Here is a 15,987-nt window from a genome sequence, read left to right as displayed (position 1 = left end):
AAAATAAAGATAAAATGAAAAGGACTATAGTAACTCTATTTATTCTAGGCAGCATGGTGAGCATCAATGCGCAGAATTTTTGGAAGAATAATACTGGAATTGAGGCGAAAATTATTTTAACCAATGCAAAAACCGGCGAGAAATTTGCTAAAAAGGGCAGTGCTTCATTCGCAACATTTGCCCAACCCAAAGAAACTGATGTTTGCGTATTCATTGATCCAGATTATAAATACCAAAAACTCATCGGATTTGGTGGTGCAATTTCTGATTCCTCAGCAGAAACGCTGTATAAATTACCAAAAGATAAACAAAAGGAAATTCTAGAAGCCTATTATGGGAAAACCGGCCTAGGATATAATATTGTTCGTACCAATATGAATTCTTGTGATTTCTCCAGCAGTTCTTATACCTATGTAAAAGACGGAGATATTTCGTTGAAATCCTTCGACATTAAACATGATGAAAAATATAAAATTCCCATGATTAAAGAAGCGCAAAAATTGATTGGGAAAGATCATTTCCTATTTTATTTTTCACCGTGGAGTCCACCTGCTTGGATGAAATCTAATAAAAGTATGCTGCAAGGCGGAAGGTTAGAAGATCAGTATTATCAATCCTGGGCGAATTACTACATTAAATTTATTCAGGAATACGAAAAACGTGGCATGCCAGTTTGGGGATTAACCATACAAAATGAGCCAATGGCAACCCAAACCTGGGAATCATGTATTTACACTGCCGATGAAGAAGCTAAATTTTTAAGAGAAAACCTTGGACCCACTTTATGGAAAAATGGGTACAAAGACAAAAAAGTAATCATTTGGGATCATAATCGAGATCTAATTTTTCAGCGTGCTACAACCACTTTGCAAGATCCAGAAACGGCAAAATATGCACACGGAATTGGGTACCACTGGTACGAAACCTGGACGAAAAGTAAACCTCTTTTTGATAACATCGGAGAAACCGCCCGAGCTTTTCCAGATAAATTTTTAATATTTACAGAAGGGTGTAAAGAGCAGTTTGATTTCAGCAAAATTTACGATGTAAGTTTAGGCGAATTGTATGGTAGAAATATGATTAATGATTTTAACCAAGGTACAGCAGCTTGGACCGATTGGAATGTTTTATTAGATGAAAATGGGGGACCAAATCACGTTGGCAATTTCTGTTTTGCACCCATTATTGCAGATACACGAACGAACGAAATTCATTATACCTACGAATATTATTACATCGGTCATCTATCAAAATACGTGAAACCACAAGCACAAAGAGTTGCAACCTCTACGAATCGCGACTTTTTACTGTCAACCACTTTTATGAATGAAGATGGCAGAATGGTCAATGTCATCATGAATGAAGGTGATACCGACACTGATGTGTTTTTATGGATTGAAGGAAAAGCAACGAAACTTAAAGCGCCAGCACATTCAATACAGACCATCTTACTTTAATTATTTTTTTCATGTTAAAGGAAAAGAGCAATCAAAATTGGTTGCTCTTTTCTCATGATAAAAATAAGTGATTATTTGTGGGTGAAATTTTTATCAAAATCGGTACAATCTACTTGTTTTAAAGTATGCCCTTCATATTTCAGTTGACGGTCATTGGCATAAGTCGATGTATTCCCATCAACTTTTTGTTCACCAATTCCTTCAATTAAATTTTCGCCTTTTCGCAAGAAATAAATCATACGGTCAGAAGTTGTACCTTCTGCTTCAAAAGTATAGGTTAATTTTAAAGTGTCCCCATATTGGCTTCCGATCACTGTTCCCATAGAACTGTCTTTTTCGAAATTCTTATAACGCATTTTCCCGATTATTGTACCTAGATTATCTTCCAAGGAAACAAAGACAGAATCCTTTCCAGAGACCTCTAAATAACATGTTTGTAGCGTAGAGGACTCAATAGGCTCGTTGGTTTCCGGAACCACGACCATAGAATCCATCGGTGTGCTATGTACGGTTGTTTCTGCAGAATTTTTATTGCAGCTTAGAGCCAGTAGAACAACTAAGGCAGAAATAATGAATTTTTTCATAAATTGATAAATCGTTTGTTGAAGCTTAAATTTACGAAAATTAAAATAGAGCGAAAAATATTATGTTAAATTTGAAAATGATTTTAATCATGGTCAATCTTACAGGGAATAAGATGCAAGCCGAAAACTTCTAAAAATTTATTTGAAACTGGAAACAAAAACTAACTCGGAATATTCCATTAAAATTTTGGAATGCCAGTATTTTCCAAAATAATAGAATTTGAATCTTAAAAGAAATTCTAATTAATGTTCACCATGCTAAAGATTTTTTAATCGTACGTAAGAATATACATTTTTTAAACGTTGAGAATCGACTGTATTTTTTTTACGGCCAAAGCCAGATGAAATACTGCCTATAAATTCTCGATTGGGTAAAATTTTGCTTTAAGACAGATTGCAAAAAGTCCTATAATTTATATTATGTTAAATCGTAAATATTTCTTTAGAAAGGAGTCTATCTACTAATCATACATCATTTTCAATTAAATAATCGTTTGTTAAACAATGACTAATTGTTCAATAAAAAAAGTCTTCCACTTGAGAAGACTTTTTTTTACTATTATTTATTTTTTAAACACTTTTCAAGAAACTGATCTTGTTCCCACAACGTATGTAAAATACTTTCTTTGGCTGCATAACCATGAGATTCCTTTGGTAAAAGGACCATTCTCACTGGAGCTCCCAAATTTTTCAATGCTTGGAAATATCTTTCGGTTTGCAAAGTAAATGTTCCAGGATTATTATCCGCTTCACCGTGAATTAGCAACAATGGTGTTTTCATTTTGTTGGCTTGCATAAATGGTGACATTGTATTGTAAATATCTGGAACATCCCAGTAATTTCTCTGTTCACTTTGGAATCCAAATGGTGTTAATGTTCTGTTGTAAGCTCCACTTCTCGCAATTCCGCAGGCATAATCTTTGGAATGAGTCAGAAGATTCGCTGTCATAAATGCACCGTAAGAATGTCCACCAACCGCTACTTTCGTTCGGTCAATATATCCTAATTTATCCACTGCATCAATCGCTGCTTTTCCGTTAGCAACCAATTGAGTTATAAAGGTGTCATTCGGTTGCGCATTTCCTTCGCCAATGATTGGGAACGCCGCATCATCTAAAACTGCATATCCTTTGGTTACCCAATAAATAAACGATCCATAACTGGGGAAAGTAAAATCATTGGGATTCTGCGTGTTTTGGCCGGCCGTATCTTTACTCACAAATTCTCTTGGATAAGCCCAAATTAAAAGTGGTAATTTTTCTTTAGGGTTTTTACGATCGTAATTTGCTGGTAAATACAATGTTCCTGTCAGTTCTACTCCATCATTTCTTTTATAAGTAATTACTTCTTTATACACATTTTTAATGCTTTCAAAAGGATTGGCAAAATGGGTAACCGCTGTTGCTTTTCCGTTCTTAATATTTCTTACAAAATAGTTCGGATATTGACTTGCCGATTGCTCAACTACTAAAACTTGGCCACTTTTCGCATCTAAAATATCTACAATACTTTCTTTAGAATTTTTCAGTTTTGAAGTGTACATTCTGTTCTTTTTCATCGTGACTAAATCCAATTCATCAATAAAAGGAAACTGACCATCTTTTGTAAAACCAGGACCAATAAGTTGTGCTTTATTATTTTTAATATCAATAACGTTTCTACCAAACTGATTTTTATTTTCTACAAAATTACCGGGGTTGCTGTACACATCTTGGTAATTACGATCATCAATAATCTTAGAAGAATGATCTTTAAGATTAATTAGATAAGATTTAGAGTTTCGGGTATCATACCAACTGTCTGAGACGATGGCAAAATTTCCATTAGACCAATCAATTCCTCCAAATCTTTGTTGGGTTTTGAAGAAGGATTTTGGTGCGGCATTAAAAGGAGCTTCCCAAGTGAAAATTTCATCACGGTATGTTACTTTTTTTGCTTGATCTCCACCATCAAGTGCTTCCGCAAAAACCAATGTCGCGGGTTGATCATCTCTCCAGCTGATGTTTCGTTTTCCTTCCCGCACAGACGAAAATCCTTTCGGCATAATTTCGTTCAGTGGTGTTTCATTCACAACTTTAACTAAATTTCCGTTCAGATCATACACCGTTGAAGTCATCGGAAATCTGTTCAAAGGCACGATATAAGAATAAGGTTTCTGAATCGTGGTCAACATCAGATATTTTCCATCTGGTGAGTAGTTCATTGAAGCATAAATGGCATCGCTTTTAAATTTATGCTGCGTTCCATCAATAGAAATCTTAACCAATTCCGATTTTGCCAAGGTTTCGAAATTCGCTTCATCCTGTGGATTTTTCAATAAATCTTGATAGGTTCTATTTTGCGAAACTTTTCCGTCTGAATTAGAAACGGTTGGTCCGGTGGGTAAATTTTGTTTTTCATCAATCAAAGGATTTCGATTGCTTGGGATTTGCTTGATGAGCAGATTTTCTGAATCAGACATCCAAACATACGGGCTACCCAAATTTGCATTCAATGGTTGATTTGAAATCTTTTTTGCCGTGTTAGAGGCAAGATCTAAAATCCATAATTCTACTGCATTTTTGGTTGTATTGGTGAATGCTAATTTTTTTTCATCGGGCGAAAAAGACATATAAGATATTCTTGCATTTGCGGGTAATCCTTTAACCTGTATTTCAGATTTATCTTTTAACTTGCGTGTTTTCAAGTTATTAACGTAAGTCATCGTACTTGAAATATTGGTCACCGGATTTACCCTTAAACCTGCCAATTTCATTTCATCTTGGTTCAAATCATCCAGGGATTTATAGGTGTCTCGGTAAGAAAAGATCATTTGATCTCTTTTACTGTCCATCATTACCGACGGTGCCCGTTCAAAATCTGCCAATTGCATTATTTCCGATGAGGGTTTTTGGTAGGTAATGCTTTCTTGCGCAGTTGCAAAAACAACAAACAACAAGGCAATAGCCGTAAGTCTTTTTTTCATGTATACTCTTTTTTCAAAAGTATCAATAATTAATGTTTTACGCAAATAACCATCAATAATAAAACAAAAAACCACCAAAACATAAATGTTAATTGGTGGCTGTTGCTATTTTGTGAGGATTTACCAACGGGACTCTCTCCTCTTGGCAATCATATTATCAATTGAAAATTTTCGTGGGCCGAAGGAAAAAATTAAAGCAAAAAGAGAAAGGTATAAAAGACTGCTTTCTTTGATCGTGAAAGGATCTGCAGCATGAACTGCAATTGCGGCAACGGCCATTACTAAAATTAATAGTAAACTTGCTGCTCTCGTGAACAAGCCAATCATGATTAAAAAAGCACAAATGAGCTCTACCAATATGGCCAGAATTAAAGTTGTATTGGAGCCCAACCCCAAAAAGTTATAAAATTGAATCTCACCACCTGCCATAAATTTTTGTAATTTAGGCAATCCATGCAAAATAATCATGGCCACTCCTACAAAAATTCGGACTAGCAACATTATAATATTATTAACTGCAGGATGGTCTTTGGTCGAAGAAAAGTAATTCATTTATAATAAATTAGATTAGGATATTAATTAAAACATCGAAAATACAAAATATTCATCTAAAAATTGCTAACGATAACCGAAATTTTTTAAATCGCGATCATTTTTACGCCAGTCTTTTTTAACTTTCACAAAAAGCTTTAAATGTATTTTCTTAGAAAAGAATTTTTCTAAATCTATTCTAGCCTCAGTGCCCACTTTTTTTATTGCGTCCCCTTTATGACCGATGATAATTCCTTTCTGCGTATCACGTTCTACATAAATAACAGAATCAATAAATAGCATTCCTTCCGTCTCTTTGAACTGTTCGGTCACGACTTCTACGGAATAAGGAATTTCTTTATCATAATTCAACAAGATTTTCTCGCGAATGGTTTCATTCACAAAGAATCGTTCTGGTTTATCAGTATATTGATCTTTGTCGTAATAAGGTGGATTTTCCGGTAACATTGATTTTAATTTTGGTAAAATCACTTCTGTATTAAAGCCGGTCAATGCAGAGATCGGCAAGATTTCCGCTTTTGGAATCTGCTCGTGCCAAAATTTCATCATTTTTTCCAAATCAGCTTGATTAGAAGCATCAATTTTATTGACCAAGATTAAAACCGGCACTGGGATTTTATTCAGTTTATCAACTAAAAATTCACTGTGTTCAGCGCGATCCGTAATATCGACAATGAAAAGAAAAACATCGGCATCTTGCAGAGAATCCTTTACAAAATCCATCATCTTCTCCTGTAAACCATATTTTGGATCTAAAACGCCGGGCGTGTCTGAAAATACAATTTGTAAATCCTCTTCATTATAAATCCCGAAAATACGATGTCTGGTCGTTTGTGCTTTTTGGGTAACAATCGCGAGTTTCTCACCCATGAGTTGGTTAAGAAGTGTTGATTTGCCTGCGTTGGGTTTTCCTACGATATTAACGAAGCCCGCTTTATGATTGCTCAATGTATTTTAATTTTAAAGTAAAGGCAAAGTTAAGGAATTTTCGACGGTGTTGTTTTTATTTGTAGATAAAATGATGTATTTACTAATTGAACACAACAGAATGATCACTACAAAATGATAAAGACCAGCCTGCCTTTTCATTCAATTTTGCAGAGAATTGCCAGAACTAACTAAAATTAAGGTCAGAATCTTTTAAGAATTGCACACTTTCTTTGGCCCACAATTCATAGGTAAGTTCTGAAGGGTGAATTCCATCACTGAAAAAATCAAGAACTGTTTGATGGTCATTCAATTCACTCATCCATCGATCGATATTTATTTTCTTATTTGGAAAATAAATGTTCTTATTTTTTGAAGTTTGCAGTTCCAAATAGTCTGCCAGAAGATCTTTATGATTTCCGAGGACGAATTGCATTTGTTTTGTCAGCGCAGGAAAAACTTCAATCGTAGGCAACTGCACAAATGAAATTGGCGTTGTTGGGAATTTATAGCGCAAAGAATCAATGAGAAGTTGAATATTCTCTTGCCATTTTTTTGGGTGAGTGAATTCAAAAGAGTCATTGGCACCGATACCGACCACCAAAAGATCACATTTAGTTTCTGTAATTTTAGGAATAATTCGTTGCTGAATTTTACCAACATTATATCCCGTTTTAGCATACACTTTCCAGTTGACATTGCGGTTAAACAATTTTGATAATTCAGTAGAAAAATGGCCTGCAAAACTATTTTTATGAAAATCTGAACCTACACCACCAAAGGAACTTTCGCCGATAAAGAGTAGGTCTAAAGTTTTAATAGAATTGATATCAACTGAACCTTGCGGATTTTTTGCTTCTGGTAGAAATTGAATTTCTTTCTTAATGCGCTTACCCTGAAAATAAATAACCGGTAATAAAGGAATCGACTTTAATAAATGAATAAAATATTTCTTTTTCATGTCGATTACTTTCACTTATTTTTTAGAGATCACGGGTAAAATTTCATTTTCCATCAGTCCAAATTTTTTGCGTTCTTCTGTAGAAAATTGTTTTGAATAAAAGTTAATATCAACCTCAAAACCAGCGATTTTTAAGCGGTCAAAATAGTCCATTCCGTACCAACGAACATGATCGTATTGCCCGAAATGCTTCTGTTTTTCTTTGGGATCTTTGATGGAGAAGTCTTCGTAGGTTTTTTCTAAAGAATTCTTCATTGGAACTTGAAAAATTCCCCATCCTCCACTTTTCATCACCCGAAAAAGTTCGCTCATTGCTTTTCCGTCGTCTTCAATATGTTCTAAAACATGGTTGCAAAAGACAATGTCGAAACTTTCATCTTCAAAAGGTAACTCTAAAATATCTGCTTTTACATCGACAATCGGTGAATATAAATCGGCAGAAATATAATCGAGATTCTTCATTTTCTTGAATTTTCGCAGAAATTCTTGTTCTGGAGCAATATGTAAAACTTTGTAATTTTTGGTAAAAAAATCGGTTTCATTTTGCAAATACAACCACATTTGGCGGTGGCGTTCTAGGCTTAAAGTTCCGGGTGATAAAGCATTTTCACGTTGTTTGCCATAACCGTAAGGTAGAAATTTTCGGTAGGATTTTCCATCGATTGGATCGGTGAATGTTGTCCCTTTAAAAAATAAATAAATCAAGGGCCGTAATAAAACGCTTAAATGAATAAGCACCGGTCTTGGGATTGTATTCAAAAGAAATTTGGTGATTTTTTTCATTAAAAATCCAGTGTAAAAGGTTTTTCCTCATCACTCACAATTCCCAAAGCTTCATAAATGTATTTGAAGGTTGACAATAAAACGGGTTTCCCGTTGATGATACAAACATCATGTTCGAAATGAGCAGAAGGTGAGTTATCGAGTGAGGTGACCGTCCAGCCATCATCATGAAATTTTACTTTTTCTGTTCCTAAATTAACCATTGGCTCGATTGCAAGCGCGATTCCATCTTTTAAAACCTTACCACTTCCTTTTTTTCCGTAGTTTGGAACCTGCGGGTCTTCATGCATTTTTCGGCCTAAACCATGTCCGACCAGTTCCCGAACAACACCGTAACCATATGCTTCACAATGTGATTGAATGGCATGTGAAATATCTCCTACTCTCTTTCCACGCACGCATTGTGCGATCCCTTTGTAAAGAGATTCTTTGGTCACTTTTAAGAGTTTTTTGATCTCTGGGGTCACCTCACCTACTTCAAATGAATACGCGTGATCACCGTAAAATCCATTCATATAAACGCCACAATCTACCGATAGGATATCACCTTCCTGCAATGGCTTTTCATTAGGAATACCGTGCACAACTTCAGCATTTGGCGAAATACACAGGTTTTTAGGGAAACCATACATTCCTAAAAAAGCTGGTTCACCACCATGATCACGGATGAATTCTCCCCCCAAATTATCCAGATGTAAGGTGGTTATTCCCGGTTTTATTTCTTTGGCAAGCATGCCCAAAGTTTTAGAAACCAATTGTGCGCTTTCGCGCATTAAGCGAAGCTCTTCTAATGTTTTTAACTGTATCAATGTATTATTTCATCTTAATAATTGCTAAAAAGGAATGAGAAATTTTAATGAAAATTTACCAGAATAATCCTTTCTTTTTATCTTTTTTTATTTTAGAATAAGCCAAAACTTCTTTGCCTTCTACACGAAACTCTATTCTTTCACTTATGATATTATAGATTTCGCCCCAGCCAGGGAATCCACCAAGATTTCGGTCATCGATGAAGAGGTCAGCATCAATTTTGCGGGACGCATTTTCCTGCTCAAAAACTTCCCCTTCAAAACTTGAATTAACCGCATAAAACTCAACGCCATTTTTTTTGCAAAATTCCACTGCTTCATCCAAAGTTTTTCCATGCCGGTAAGTCCAGAGGATCAATCGATAGCCTTCGGACTGTAATTTCTTAAGGGTTTCAAAAGCAAAGGTTTTTGTTTTCCCGATCCCAGGATATCCATCGTCTACGATTGTTCCATCAAAATCAATAGCAAGTTTTTTACTGTTTCTCATTGTTCTAAAATTTCAATGGTGCAAAGATAATAAATTTCGTTCGTTGGGAAGAAATACGCAACGATTGTTATATTTCTGATTTTGAATAAAAAATTAAGATTTAATCCATTTGAATTGGTATTCCTGATCTGGCGTAGCAATTCTATCGGTAATTCTTTGCAATCTTCCTGGGAGTTTCATTAAATATTCCTGTGCTTTTTCCGCTGATTCATTTAAACCGCTAATGTGTTCAATTTTCCAGTCTTCTAAGAGTTCTGCTAAAATATTAATGTAATCTTGCCCGGTATAGACCATCGCTCTTTGTGCTGCATCGGAGAAATGTCCCCAAAGTTCGCCTGCTTTTTGGCCGGATTCGCGCATTAAGTGTGCCGGCATTACAATTTTCTTACGCATCATATCTTCAAAAGCCAACATCATTTCAGAGGGATCCAGTTCGAAAATTTTGGTTACGAAATGTTTATAAGCTTTGGCATGCCGTGCTTCATCAGCAGCGATTACGCCACACATTCTGGATAGTTTTGTGTTTCCACTTTGCTTTGCCAAAGAGCCAACTCTTCGGTGCGATATATTGGTTGCAGTTTCCTGAAAGCTGGTATAAACGAAATTTCGGTAAGGATCCATGGTCGTTCCGATATCAAATCCATCTTGAATTAAATATTGGGTGGTGATTTCTACTTCGCGCATATTTACACGACCACAGAGGTATAAGTATTTATTCAGCAAATCACCATGTCTATTTTCTTCTGCGGTCCAACTTCTAACCCATTGCGACCAACCCGATCGTTCTTCCTGTTCTACTCCATCAATTCCCATAATCCAAGATTCATAACTTGGTAAGGCTTCTTCGGTAATACAGTCGCCGATTAAGGTTACAAACAAATCATAACCCATTTCCTGGGCGTAGGTTTGAAGTTCCTCTACATCATATCTAAAACTGTCTGCGGAGGGATCTGGTAAAAAATCGGTCGGCTGCCAAATTTTTTCTGCGGGCGTTAAATAGGAGTCTATGTAGTCATCAACATTCTTGCCTAAAGTCCTCATCACTTCTATCCTCATTATTTTATTATACATTTTTACTTTATTTGATTGAAGACAAAGATAAAATAAAAATTATTATCTATGACATAGTTTTTTTTGCGATTTGACAAAGAAAGCAATTTTTTAGTAACATTGAAAAGCACAATATTGTACGTTATAAAGCTAAGCCGACTTAAAATTTAAAATAATATTCAACTTTAATCTCTTAATAATTGAAAAATAATTAAGTACCTTCTCCTACACTCTAAAAAAAATTAACTCACCAAAACCTCTCCAGTCATTATTTCAGGAATTTCAATTCCCATTACCGCTAGAATAGATGGTGCAATATCGCCTAGTTTTCCGGGTTTTAAATTCCAAGTTCGGTCTTTATCCATTACAATTAAAGGAACCAGATTGGTTGAATGTTGGGTATTCGGACTGCCATCTGGATTTTTCATCACATCTGAATTTCCGTGATCTGCAAGTATGAAAACGGCATAATCATTTTCATAGGCTGCGGTTGCAACGCGCGAAATACATTCATCAACTACTTCTGCAGCTTTTACAGCGGCTGAGAATACACCAGTATGACCGACCATATCAGTATTAGCGAAATTTAAACAAATAAAATCAGCGGCTTCACTTTCAATTTTAGGTAGAATTTTTTCTGTAATATCGTAAGCAGACATTTCTGGTTTAAAATCGTACGTTGGGACTTCTTTGGGACTTGGACATAACAAGCGAGTCTCGCCCACAAATTCTGCTTCTCTACCACCCGAAAAGAAAAAAGTTACATGCGGATATTTTTCAGTTTCTGCCACCCTTATTTGGGTGCGATTATTTCTTTCTAAAACTTCCCCCATTGTTTCATGTAAAACTTCTTCATCAAAAACGATATGAACATTTTTGAAATGCTTATCATAATTGGTCATTGTAACATAATACAGCTTCAATGGGTGCATTCCAAATTCTGGGAACTCTTGTTGTGAAAGAACTTCTGTGATTTCTCGACCTCGGTCTGTTCTGAAATTAAAGCAGAAAACCACATCATCATTTTCAATTTTTGCAATGGGTAAACTGTTGTCTTTCAGGCAAATAATTGGTTTCAAAAATTCATCGGTGATTTTTTCTTTGTAATAATGATCGATACTTTGAATAACATCTCGGGTACCTTCGCCAATTCCATTGACCATCGCATCGTACGCTACTTTCACGCGTTCCCATCTTTTGTCGCGATCCATCGCGTAATACCTCCCAACTACAGAGGCTAATTCGCCCGTGGTTGCTTTCATGTGCTCCAGAATTTCCTTAATAAAATTTTTGCCGGAATGAGGGTCACAATCTCTACCATCGGTAAATGCATGTACAAAAACATTTTTATTTAAACCGAACTCGTGAGCGGCAGTCAATAAACCTTTTAGATGATTGATGTGAGAATGAACGCCACCATCTGAAACCAAACCGATAAAGTGAATTTTTTTATTGTTTTTTAAAGCGTAATCAAATGCTTTTGTAATTACATTTTCTTTTCCTAACGTCGCATTTTCAACGGCCATATTTAATTTTACCAGATTTTGGTACACCACCCTGCCTGCGCCTAGATTCATGTGTCCAACCTCTGAGTTTCCCATTTGTCCGAAAGGCAAACCTACTGCAATCCCACTTGCTTCCAGGGTGGTATGCGGAAATTTTTCATAACAAGAATCGATAAACGGAGTACTTGCCTGTGCAATTGCCGAAACTTTTGGATCGGTTCCTATTCCCCATCCGTCAAGGATTGCTAAAATGGCTTTTTTTGACATTTCTAATGATTTTTTATTGTAGACAAATTTAGTGATTTCACAATTATTAAGCGATTGATTTTAAATAAACTTATAAATCAATCGCACTAAGTGAGTAGCTTTTCAAAAGCTTTTCGGGCAGCGTTACGAAAATAAACTTCACCACAATATTGATATCCAAGTCGATCTAAAATTTTCAACATCGGTTCATTATCAAAATTGGTATCCACTTTAATGCTGAAAACCTTATTTTCAATGGCCAGTTTTTCAATTTCTTCAAAAATATGCGTTGCCATTCCTTTCCCCGCTGATTCTGTGGAAACGGCAACCCGGTGAATCACCACATATTGACCGTTCGACAACCATGTTTCTTTCATTGCTTCATACGCGGGCTCTGGATCAAAGATCACGGCAGCATAAGCCAAAACATCATGTTTTGAGGTTAAGACAAATCCGTATTGATTTTTAAGATCATTTTCAATGGTTTGCAGATTTGGATACCCGTCTTGCCACTGGTCACTCCCATCTTGTTTACGCTTTGTAATAGCTTGCTGCAGGATTTTCCAGATTTTTTCTTTATCTGCCTGTTCGGCCTTTCTAAAGTGGAGTTGATTTTCTATTGCATCCATAGCACTGTTTTTTTTACAAATTTAATGAAGATTTTTGTTCATTGAAGTAGTTGTCTCATTTCAAGAGTCATTTTAAATTCTTATTTTTAAAAAAAAGTTTAATGAAAAAGAAATTGGTGGTTTTTTCAGGTGCAGGTATTTCTGCTGAAAGTGGAGTGCAAACTTTTCGCGATTCTAATGGTTTATGGGAAAATCATCGTGTAGAAGACGTGGCAAGTCCACAAGGGTTTGCTAAAAACCCGAACATGGTATTGGATTTTTACAACGCTCGCAGACGGCAATTGCGTGAAATCACACCCAATAAAGCTCATTTTATCTTAGCTGAATTAGAGGAATATTTAGACGTGCAGGTGATCACACAAAATGTAGATGATTTGCATGAACGAGCAGGATCTACTCAGGTAATTCATCTACATGGGGAGCTGAAAAAAGCAAGACCAGTGAACGCTGATTCAGAAGTAATTCCGTGGGAAACCGATTTGAATTTGGGTGATTTTAATTCTGAAGGGATACAACTCCGTCCACACATTGTGTGGTTTGGAGAAATGGTTCCTGAAATGGAAAATGCCATACAGGCTGCAGCACAAGCCGATTTTTTCTTGGTTGTGGGAACCTCGATGAGTGTTTATCCTGCTGCGGGACTCATCCACCACATTCCAGAAACTTGTAAAATATTTGTGATTGATCCCCTACTAGAAAATACCTTTACCAACAAAGAAAACCACTTTAAAACATCGGCTACAGAAGGTATGGATTATTTTAAGTCGATCATCTTACAAACAATCAAGTAAATCAGTCTAAACAAAAAACCGATTATTACAACCGGCTCTTTATCTTTTTCACTAATTCTGTCTTTAGTAATCCTGCTGCAAATATATTATAAATTGATATTAAATAAAAGGGTGAAATCACCCTTTTTTTAACACATATCATGTTTTATTGCAAATAACACAATTCCTACTCTGGTTTTTACATTAAGTTTGGCAAACACAGAGTCTCGGTAACCATCAATTGTTCTGGGACTTAAGCACATTTGTTCGGCAATTTCTCTATACGTGAGTTCAGAACAGGCAAGTTTAACAAATTCTATTTCCCGATCTTTCAATCTTGACGAAATTTCTTTGGTTTCTTTTTCCTCTGATTTTATTTTCAATAAACTTTGGGTGACAATATCGGTATAAAACACGCCCTTTTCATGAACGATATTGATCGCATCAAAAAGGATATTGGGCGACATGTCTTTCAGCAAATATCCCTTTGCGCCAGCTTTTAGCATACTGATGATGGTGCTTTCATTATCTTCCATGGTTAAAGCAATTACTTTAAAATCTGGATATTTTTTGGATAATTCGATGGTTGTTTCTATTCCGTTTTTACGGGGCATGTTAATATCCATTAATACCACTTCCGGAAGTTTTTTTTGAATTTGTAATTGATTCAGGAAGTCCTCGCCATTAAAACAATTCATAACCACTTCAAATTTTGGATTAAATGAAATCATATTTTCTATTGCTTTAGAAACCAATTTATGGTCATCTACAATTGCAATCTTTATTCTTTCCATCATTTTGGTTTTTTATAGGTAATCGTAATTTCTGTACCAAGCGCTTCAGTTGATTTAATTTTAAAGTCAGCATTAATAATCTTTGCTCGATTTTTAATGTTTTCTAGCCCACTTCCATCTTTTCTTTCTTGTGCATTAAATCCGATCCCGTAATCATTAATATTAATTTCTATAAAATTGAGATGATCATCAATTCTAATGACTATTTTATTTGAGCGAGCGTGTTTTATTACATTAGTGATACACTCCTGAATGATTCGAAATAAAATAAGTGCATGTTCGGAGTTAATTTCTAAATGGTGATTGTTTATTTGATAATCTACCTGCAGCAAATCTAATCGTTCGATTCTGAAAATTTCACGTTCCAAAGATTCTACAAATCCGAAATGCTTTACTTGTTTACTGATAAATACTTTAGAAAGATTTCTAATATCTTGGATGCATTCCCCAATTAACATATTAATTTCATGAGCAATATTTTTTTGATCACTTTCATCAGCCATTGCTATTTTATTGGTCATCAATCGCGCTACAGAAAGCTTTTGCCCCAAATCATCATGCAATTCTTGTCCTATATAATTTAAAGTTTGCTCTTTAATTTCCACCTGAGAAATCGCCAATTCCTGCACGAACAGCGCTTCTTTTCTTTGTTGTGAAAGTAAAAGTTCGGATTTTTTTTTCACAAAAACACCATAAACCAGAACCATCATTAATATTACAATAAGAATTATAAAAGTGGTAATGGTAAGAAGGAAATCAGTCTCTGTAAGATTCATTTTCTTGAATTAATATTTTCCGCAAAAAAAATTCCTGTTATAAGTATCGAATAACCGATAACATTAACAATAAATAAAATTATGAAAAATATATTGATATTCATCAATTGCATCGCGGAATTACTTATAATTAATAATGGCGTAACACCCAAATAGATGGTCATTAAACCAATACATGCCCAAAAAGGGTAAAAAGACCGGATATATAATACTTTGTCGGTGTTAAATGTTTCATGTAAGACTAAATAAATATTTCCTAGTAAGATAATGACTTCAATAAAATAAAATTTGTACGGAAATCTGTAAAAAAACTGATCAGAAAAAATAGCAAATAATAGATAGATCACTACAAATATAAAGGTCAAAACAAGGTTTAATCTTTTATTTCTCTTTAATTCTAAAATGGCATGAAAATACAAAAAGAAAAGTAAGAACACGAAAAAGTTGACTCCTACGGTATATAACGGCGTACTATTAAATTGCGGGACGGTGATGCGCATAATGAAAATAATTGCATCAAGAGCCATTACTACTCCACTGGATATAATAAAATAAATAATCCCAGGTCCAAGTTTTTTTCTATTTATAAGACACTATCCCGTAAAGTGTGTAAGTTGAAAAGTTTGAGGCTTGAATTTTTATAATTTGAGCCTTTCTTCAAATATAAGCATAAATTGATTTAATACAATTCC

General features: G+C 35.1%; 15 protein-coding genes. 2 read left to right on the top strand and 13 right to left on the bottom strand.

From position 1 onward, the window contains the following. The first annotated feature begins 14 nt into the window (after positions 1-14). Entirely contained in the window at positions 15-1,457 is a 1,443-nt protein-coding gene (locus QWY78_RS08485; RefSeq protein WP_290218697.1) for a glycoside hydrolase family 30 protein, read from the top strand. 71 nt (positions 1,458-1,528) lie between these two features. On the opposite strand, the gene QWY78_RS08480 is transcribed toward QWY78_RS08485, so the two are convergent. From QWY78_RS08480 to QWY78_RS08430, 11 genes are all read right to left on the bottom strand, one after another. Next, complete coding sequence (locus QWY78_RS08480) at positions 1,529-2,041, bottom strand: hypothetical protein (protein WP_290218694.1); 513 nt, start codon at positions 2,039-2,041, stop codon at positions 1,529-1,531. 559 nt (positions 2,042-2,600) lie between these two features. Continuing rightward, positions 2,601-5,006 (bottom strand): alpha/beta hydrolase family protein, encoded by a 2,406-nt coding sequence (locus QWY78_RS08475; protein WP_290218693.1) that lies wholly within the window; start codon positions 5,004-5,006, stop codon positions 2,601-2,603. Between the two features lie 120 nt (positions 5,007-5,126). Further along, positions 5,127-5,558, bottom strand: coding sequence for a DoxX family protein (locus QWY78_RS08470; protein WP_290218690.1), 432 nt, complete (start codon positions 5,556-5,558; stop codon positions 5,127-5,129). A 66-nt stretch (positions 5,559-5,624) separates the two neighbouring features. Continuing rightward, a complete protein-coding gene (gene era, locus QWY78_RS08465; protein WP_290218689.1) occupies positions 5,625-6,506 on the bottom strand; it encodes a GTPase Era in 882 nt (293 codons plus the stop codon). Between the two features lie 166 nt (positions 6,507-6,672). Then, a complete protein-coding gene (locus QWY78_RS08460; protein WP_290218686.1) occupies positions 6,673-7,446 on the bottom strand; it encodes an SGNH/GDSL hydrolase family protein in 774 nt (257 codons plus the stop codon). Between the two features lie 15 nt (positions 7,447-7,461). Then, complete coding sequence (locus QWY78_RS08455) at positions 7,462-8,229, bottom strand: class I SAM-dependent methyltransferase (protein ID WP_290218684.1); 768 nt, start codon at positions 8,227-8,229, stop codon at positions 7,462-7,464. After that, the gene (map, locus tag QWY78_RS08450) at positions 8,229-9,038 is read right to left on the bottom strand and encodes a type I methionyl aminopeptidase (RefSeq protein WP_290218682.1); all 810 of its coding nucleotides are present in this window, start codon (positions 9,036-9,038) and stop codon (positions 8,229-8,231) included. Before map ends, QWY78_RS08455 begins: the two co-directional genes overlap by 1 nt. Before the next feature lie 55 nt (positions 9,039-9,093). Next, entirely contained in the window at positions 9,094-9,525 is a 432-nt protein-coding gene (locus QWY78_RS08445) for a BT0820 family HAD-type phosphatase (protein ID WP_290218679.1), read from the bottom strand. Between the two features lie 93 nt (positions 9,526-9,618). Continuing rightward, positions 9,619-10,596 (bottom strand): acyl-ACP desaturase, encoded by a 978-nt coding sequence (locus QWY78_RS08440; RefSeq protein WP_290218676.1) that lies wholly within the window; start codon positions 10,594-10,596, stop codon positions 9,619-9,621. Positions 10,597-10,817: 221 nt separating this feature from the next. Continuing rightward, positions 10,818-12,347: a 2,3-bisphosphoglycerate-independent phosphoglycerate mutase gene (gpmI, locus tag QWY78_RS08435; protein WP_290218673.1), complete on the bottom strand. Its 1,530-nt coding sequence runs from the start codon at positions 12,345-12,347 to the stop codon at positions 10,818-10,820. An 86-nt stretch (positions 12,348-12,433) separates the two neighbouring features. Continuing rightward, entirely contained in the window at positions 12,434-12,955 is a 522-nt protein-coding gene (locus QWY78_RS08430) for a GNAT family N-acetyltransferase (RefSeq protein ID WP_290218669.1), read from the bottom strand. Positions 12,956-13,056: 101 nt separating this feature from the next. On the opposite strand from QWY78_RS08430, the gene QWY78_RS08425 reads away from it, so the two are divergent. Further along, a complete protein-coding gene (locus QWY78_RS08425) occupies positions 13,057-13,746 on the top strand; it encodes a Sir2 family NAD-dependent protein deacetylase (protein WP_290218668.1) in 690 nt (229 codons plus the stop codon). A gap of 128 nt (positions 13,747-13,874) precedes the next feature. Here QWY78_RS08425 and QWY78_RS08420 read toward each other — a convergent pair whose 3' ends face one another. Further along, positions 13,875-14,522 carry a response regulator transcription factor gene (locus tag QWY78_RS08420; protein WP_290218666.1) on the bottom strand — a complete coding sequence of 216 codons (648 nt, stop codon included), beginning with the start codon at positions 14,520-14,522 and terminating at the stop codon, positions 13,875-13,877. Then, complete coding sequence (locus tag QWY78_RS08415) at positions 14,519-15,295, bottom strand: sensor histidine kinase (protein ID WP_290218663.1); 777 nt, start codon at positions 15,293-15,295, stop codon at positions 14,519-14,521. Before QWY78_RS08415 ends, QWY78_RS08420 begins: the two co-directional genes overlap by 4 nt. Positions 15,296-15,987: the final 692 nt, after the last annotated feature.

The sequence above is a fragment of the Kaistella yonginensis genome, assembly GCF_030409525.1.
Taxonomy (GTDB): Bacteria; Bacteroidota; Bacteroidia; order Flavobacteriales; family Weeksellaceae; genus Kaistella; species Kaistella yonginensis.
Note: the sequence above shows the minus strand (reverse complement) of the source record. Positions and strands in the feature narration are given on the sequence as shown.

What these genes read in the sequence shown, in the direction of transcription:
- QWY78_RS08475 (WP_290218693.1), bottom strand. Translation starts at nt 5,006, where the DNA reads ATGAAAAAAAGACTTACGGCTATTGCCTTGTTGTTTGTTGTTTTTGCA.
- QWY78_RS08445 (WP_290218679.1), bottom strand. Translation starts at nt 9,525, where the DNA reads ATGAGAAACAGTAAAAAACTTGCTATTGATTTTGATGGAACAATCGTA.
- QWY78_RS08470 (WP_290218690.1), bottom strand. Translation starts at nt 5,558, where the DNA reads ATGAATTACTTTTCTTCGACCAAAGACCATCCTGCAGTTAATAATATT.
- QWY78_RS08420 (WP_290218666.1), bottom strand. Translation starts at nt 14,522, where the DNA reads ATGATGGAAAGAATAAAGATTGCAATTGTAGATGACCATAAATTGGTT.
- gpmI (WP_290218673.1), bottom strand. Translation starts at nt 12,347, where the DNA reads ATGTCAAAAAAAGCCATTTTAGCAATCCTTGACGGATGGGGAATAGGA.
- QWY78_RS08440 (WP_290218676.1), bottom strand. Translation starts at nt 10,596, where the DNA reads ATGTATAATAAAATAATGAGGATAGAAGTGATGAGGACTTTAGGCAAG.
- QWY78_RS08455 (WP_290218684.1), bottom strand. Translation starts at nt 8,229, where the DNA reads ATGAAAAAAATCACCAAATTTCTTTTGAATACAATCCCAAGACCGGTG.
- QWY78_RS08415 (WP_290218663.1), bottom strand. Translation starts at nt 15,295, where the DNA reads ATGAATCTTACAGAGACTGATTTCCTTCTTACCATTACCACTTTTATA.
- QWY78_RS08425 (WP_290218668.1), top strand. Translation starts at nt 13,057, where the DNA reads ATGAAAAAGAAATTGGTGGTTTTTTCAGGTGCAGGTATTTCTGCTGAA.
- QWY78_RS08430 (WP_290218669.1), bottom strand. Translation starts at nt 12,955, where the DNA reads ATGGATGCAATAGAAAATCAACTCCACTTTAGAAAGGCCGAACAGGCA.
- QWY78_RS08460 (WP_290218686.1), bottom strand. Translation starts at nt 7,446, where the DNA reads ATGAAAAAGAAATATTTTATTCATTTATTAAAGTCGATTCCTTTATTA.
- QWY78_RS08485 (WP_290218697.1), top strand. Translation starts at nt 15, where the DNA reads ATGAAAAGGACTATAGTAACTCTATTTATTCTAGGCAGCATGGTGAGC.
- QWY78_RS08480 (WP_290218694.1), bottom strand. Translation starts at nt 2,041, where the DNA reads ATGAAAAAATTCATTATTTCTGCCTTAGTTGTTCTACTGGCTCTAAGC.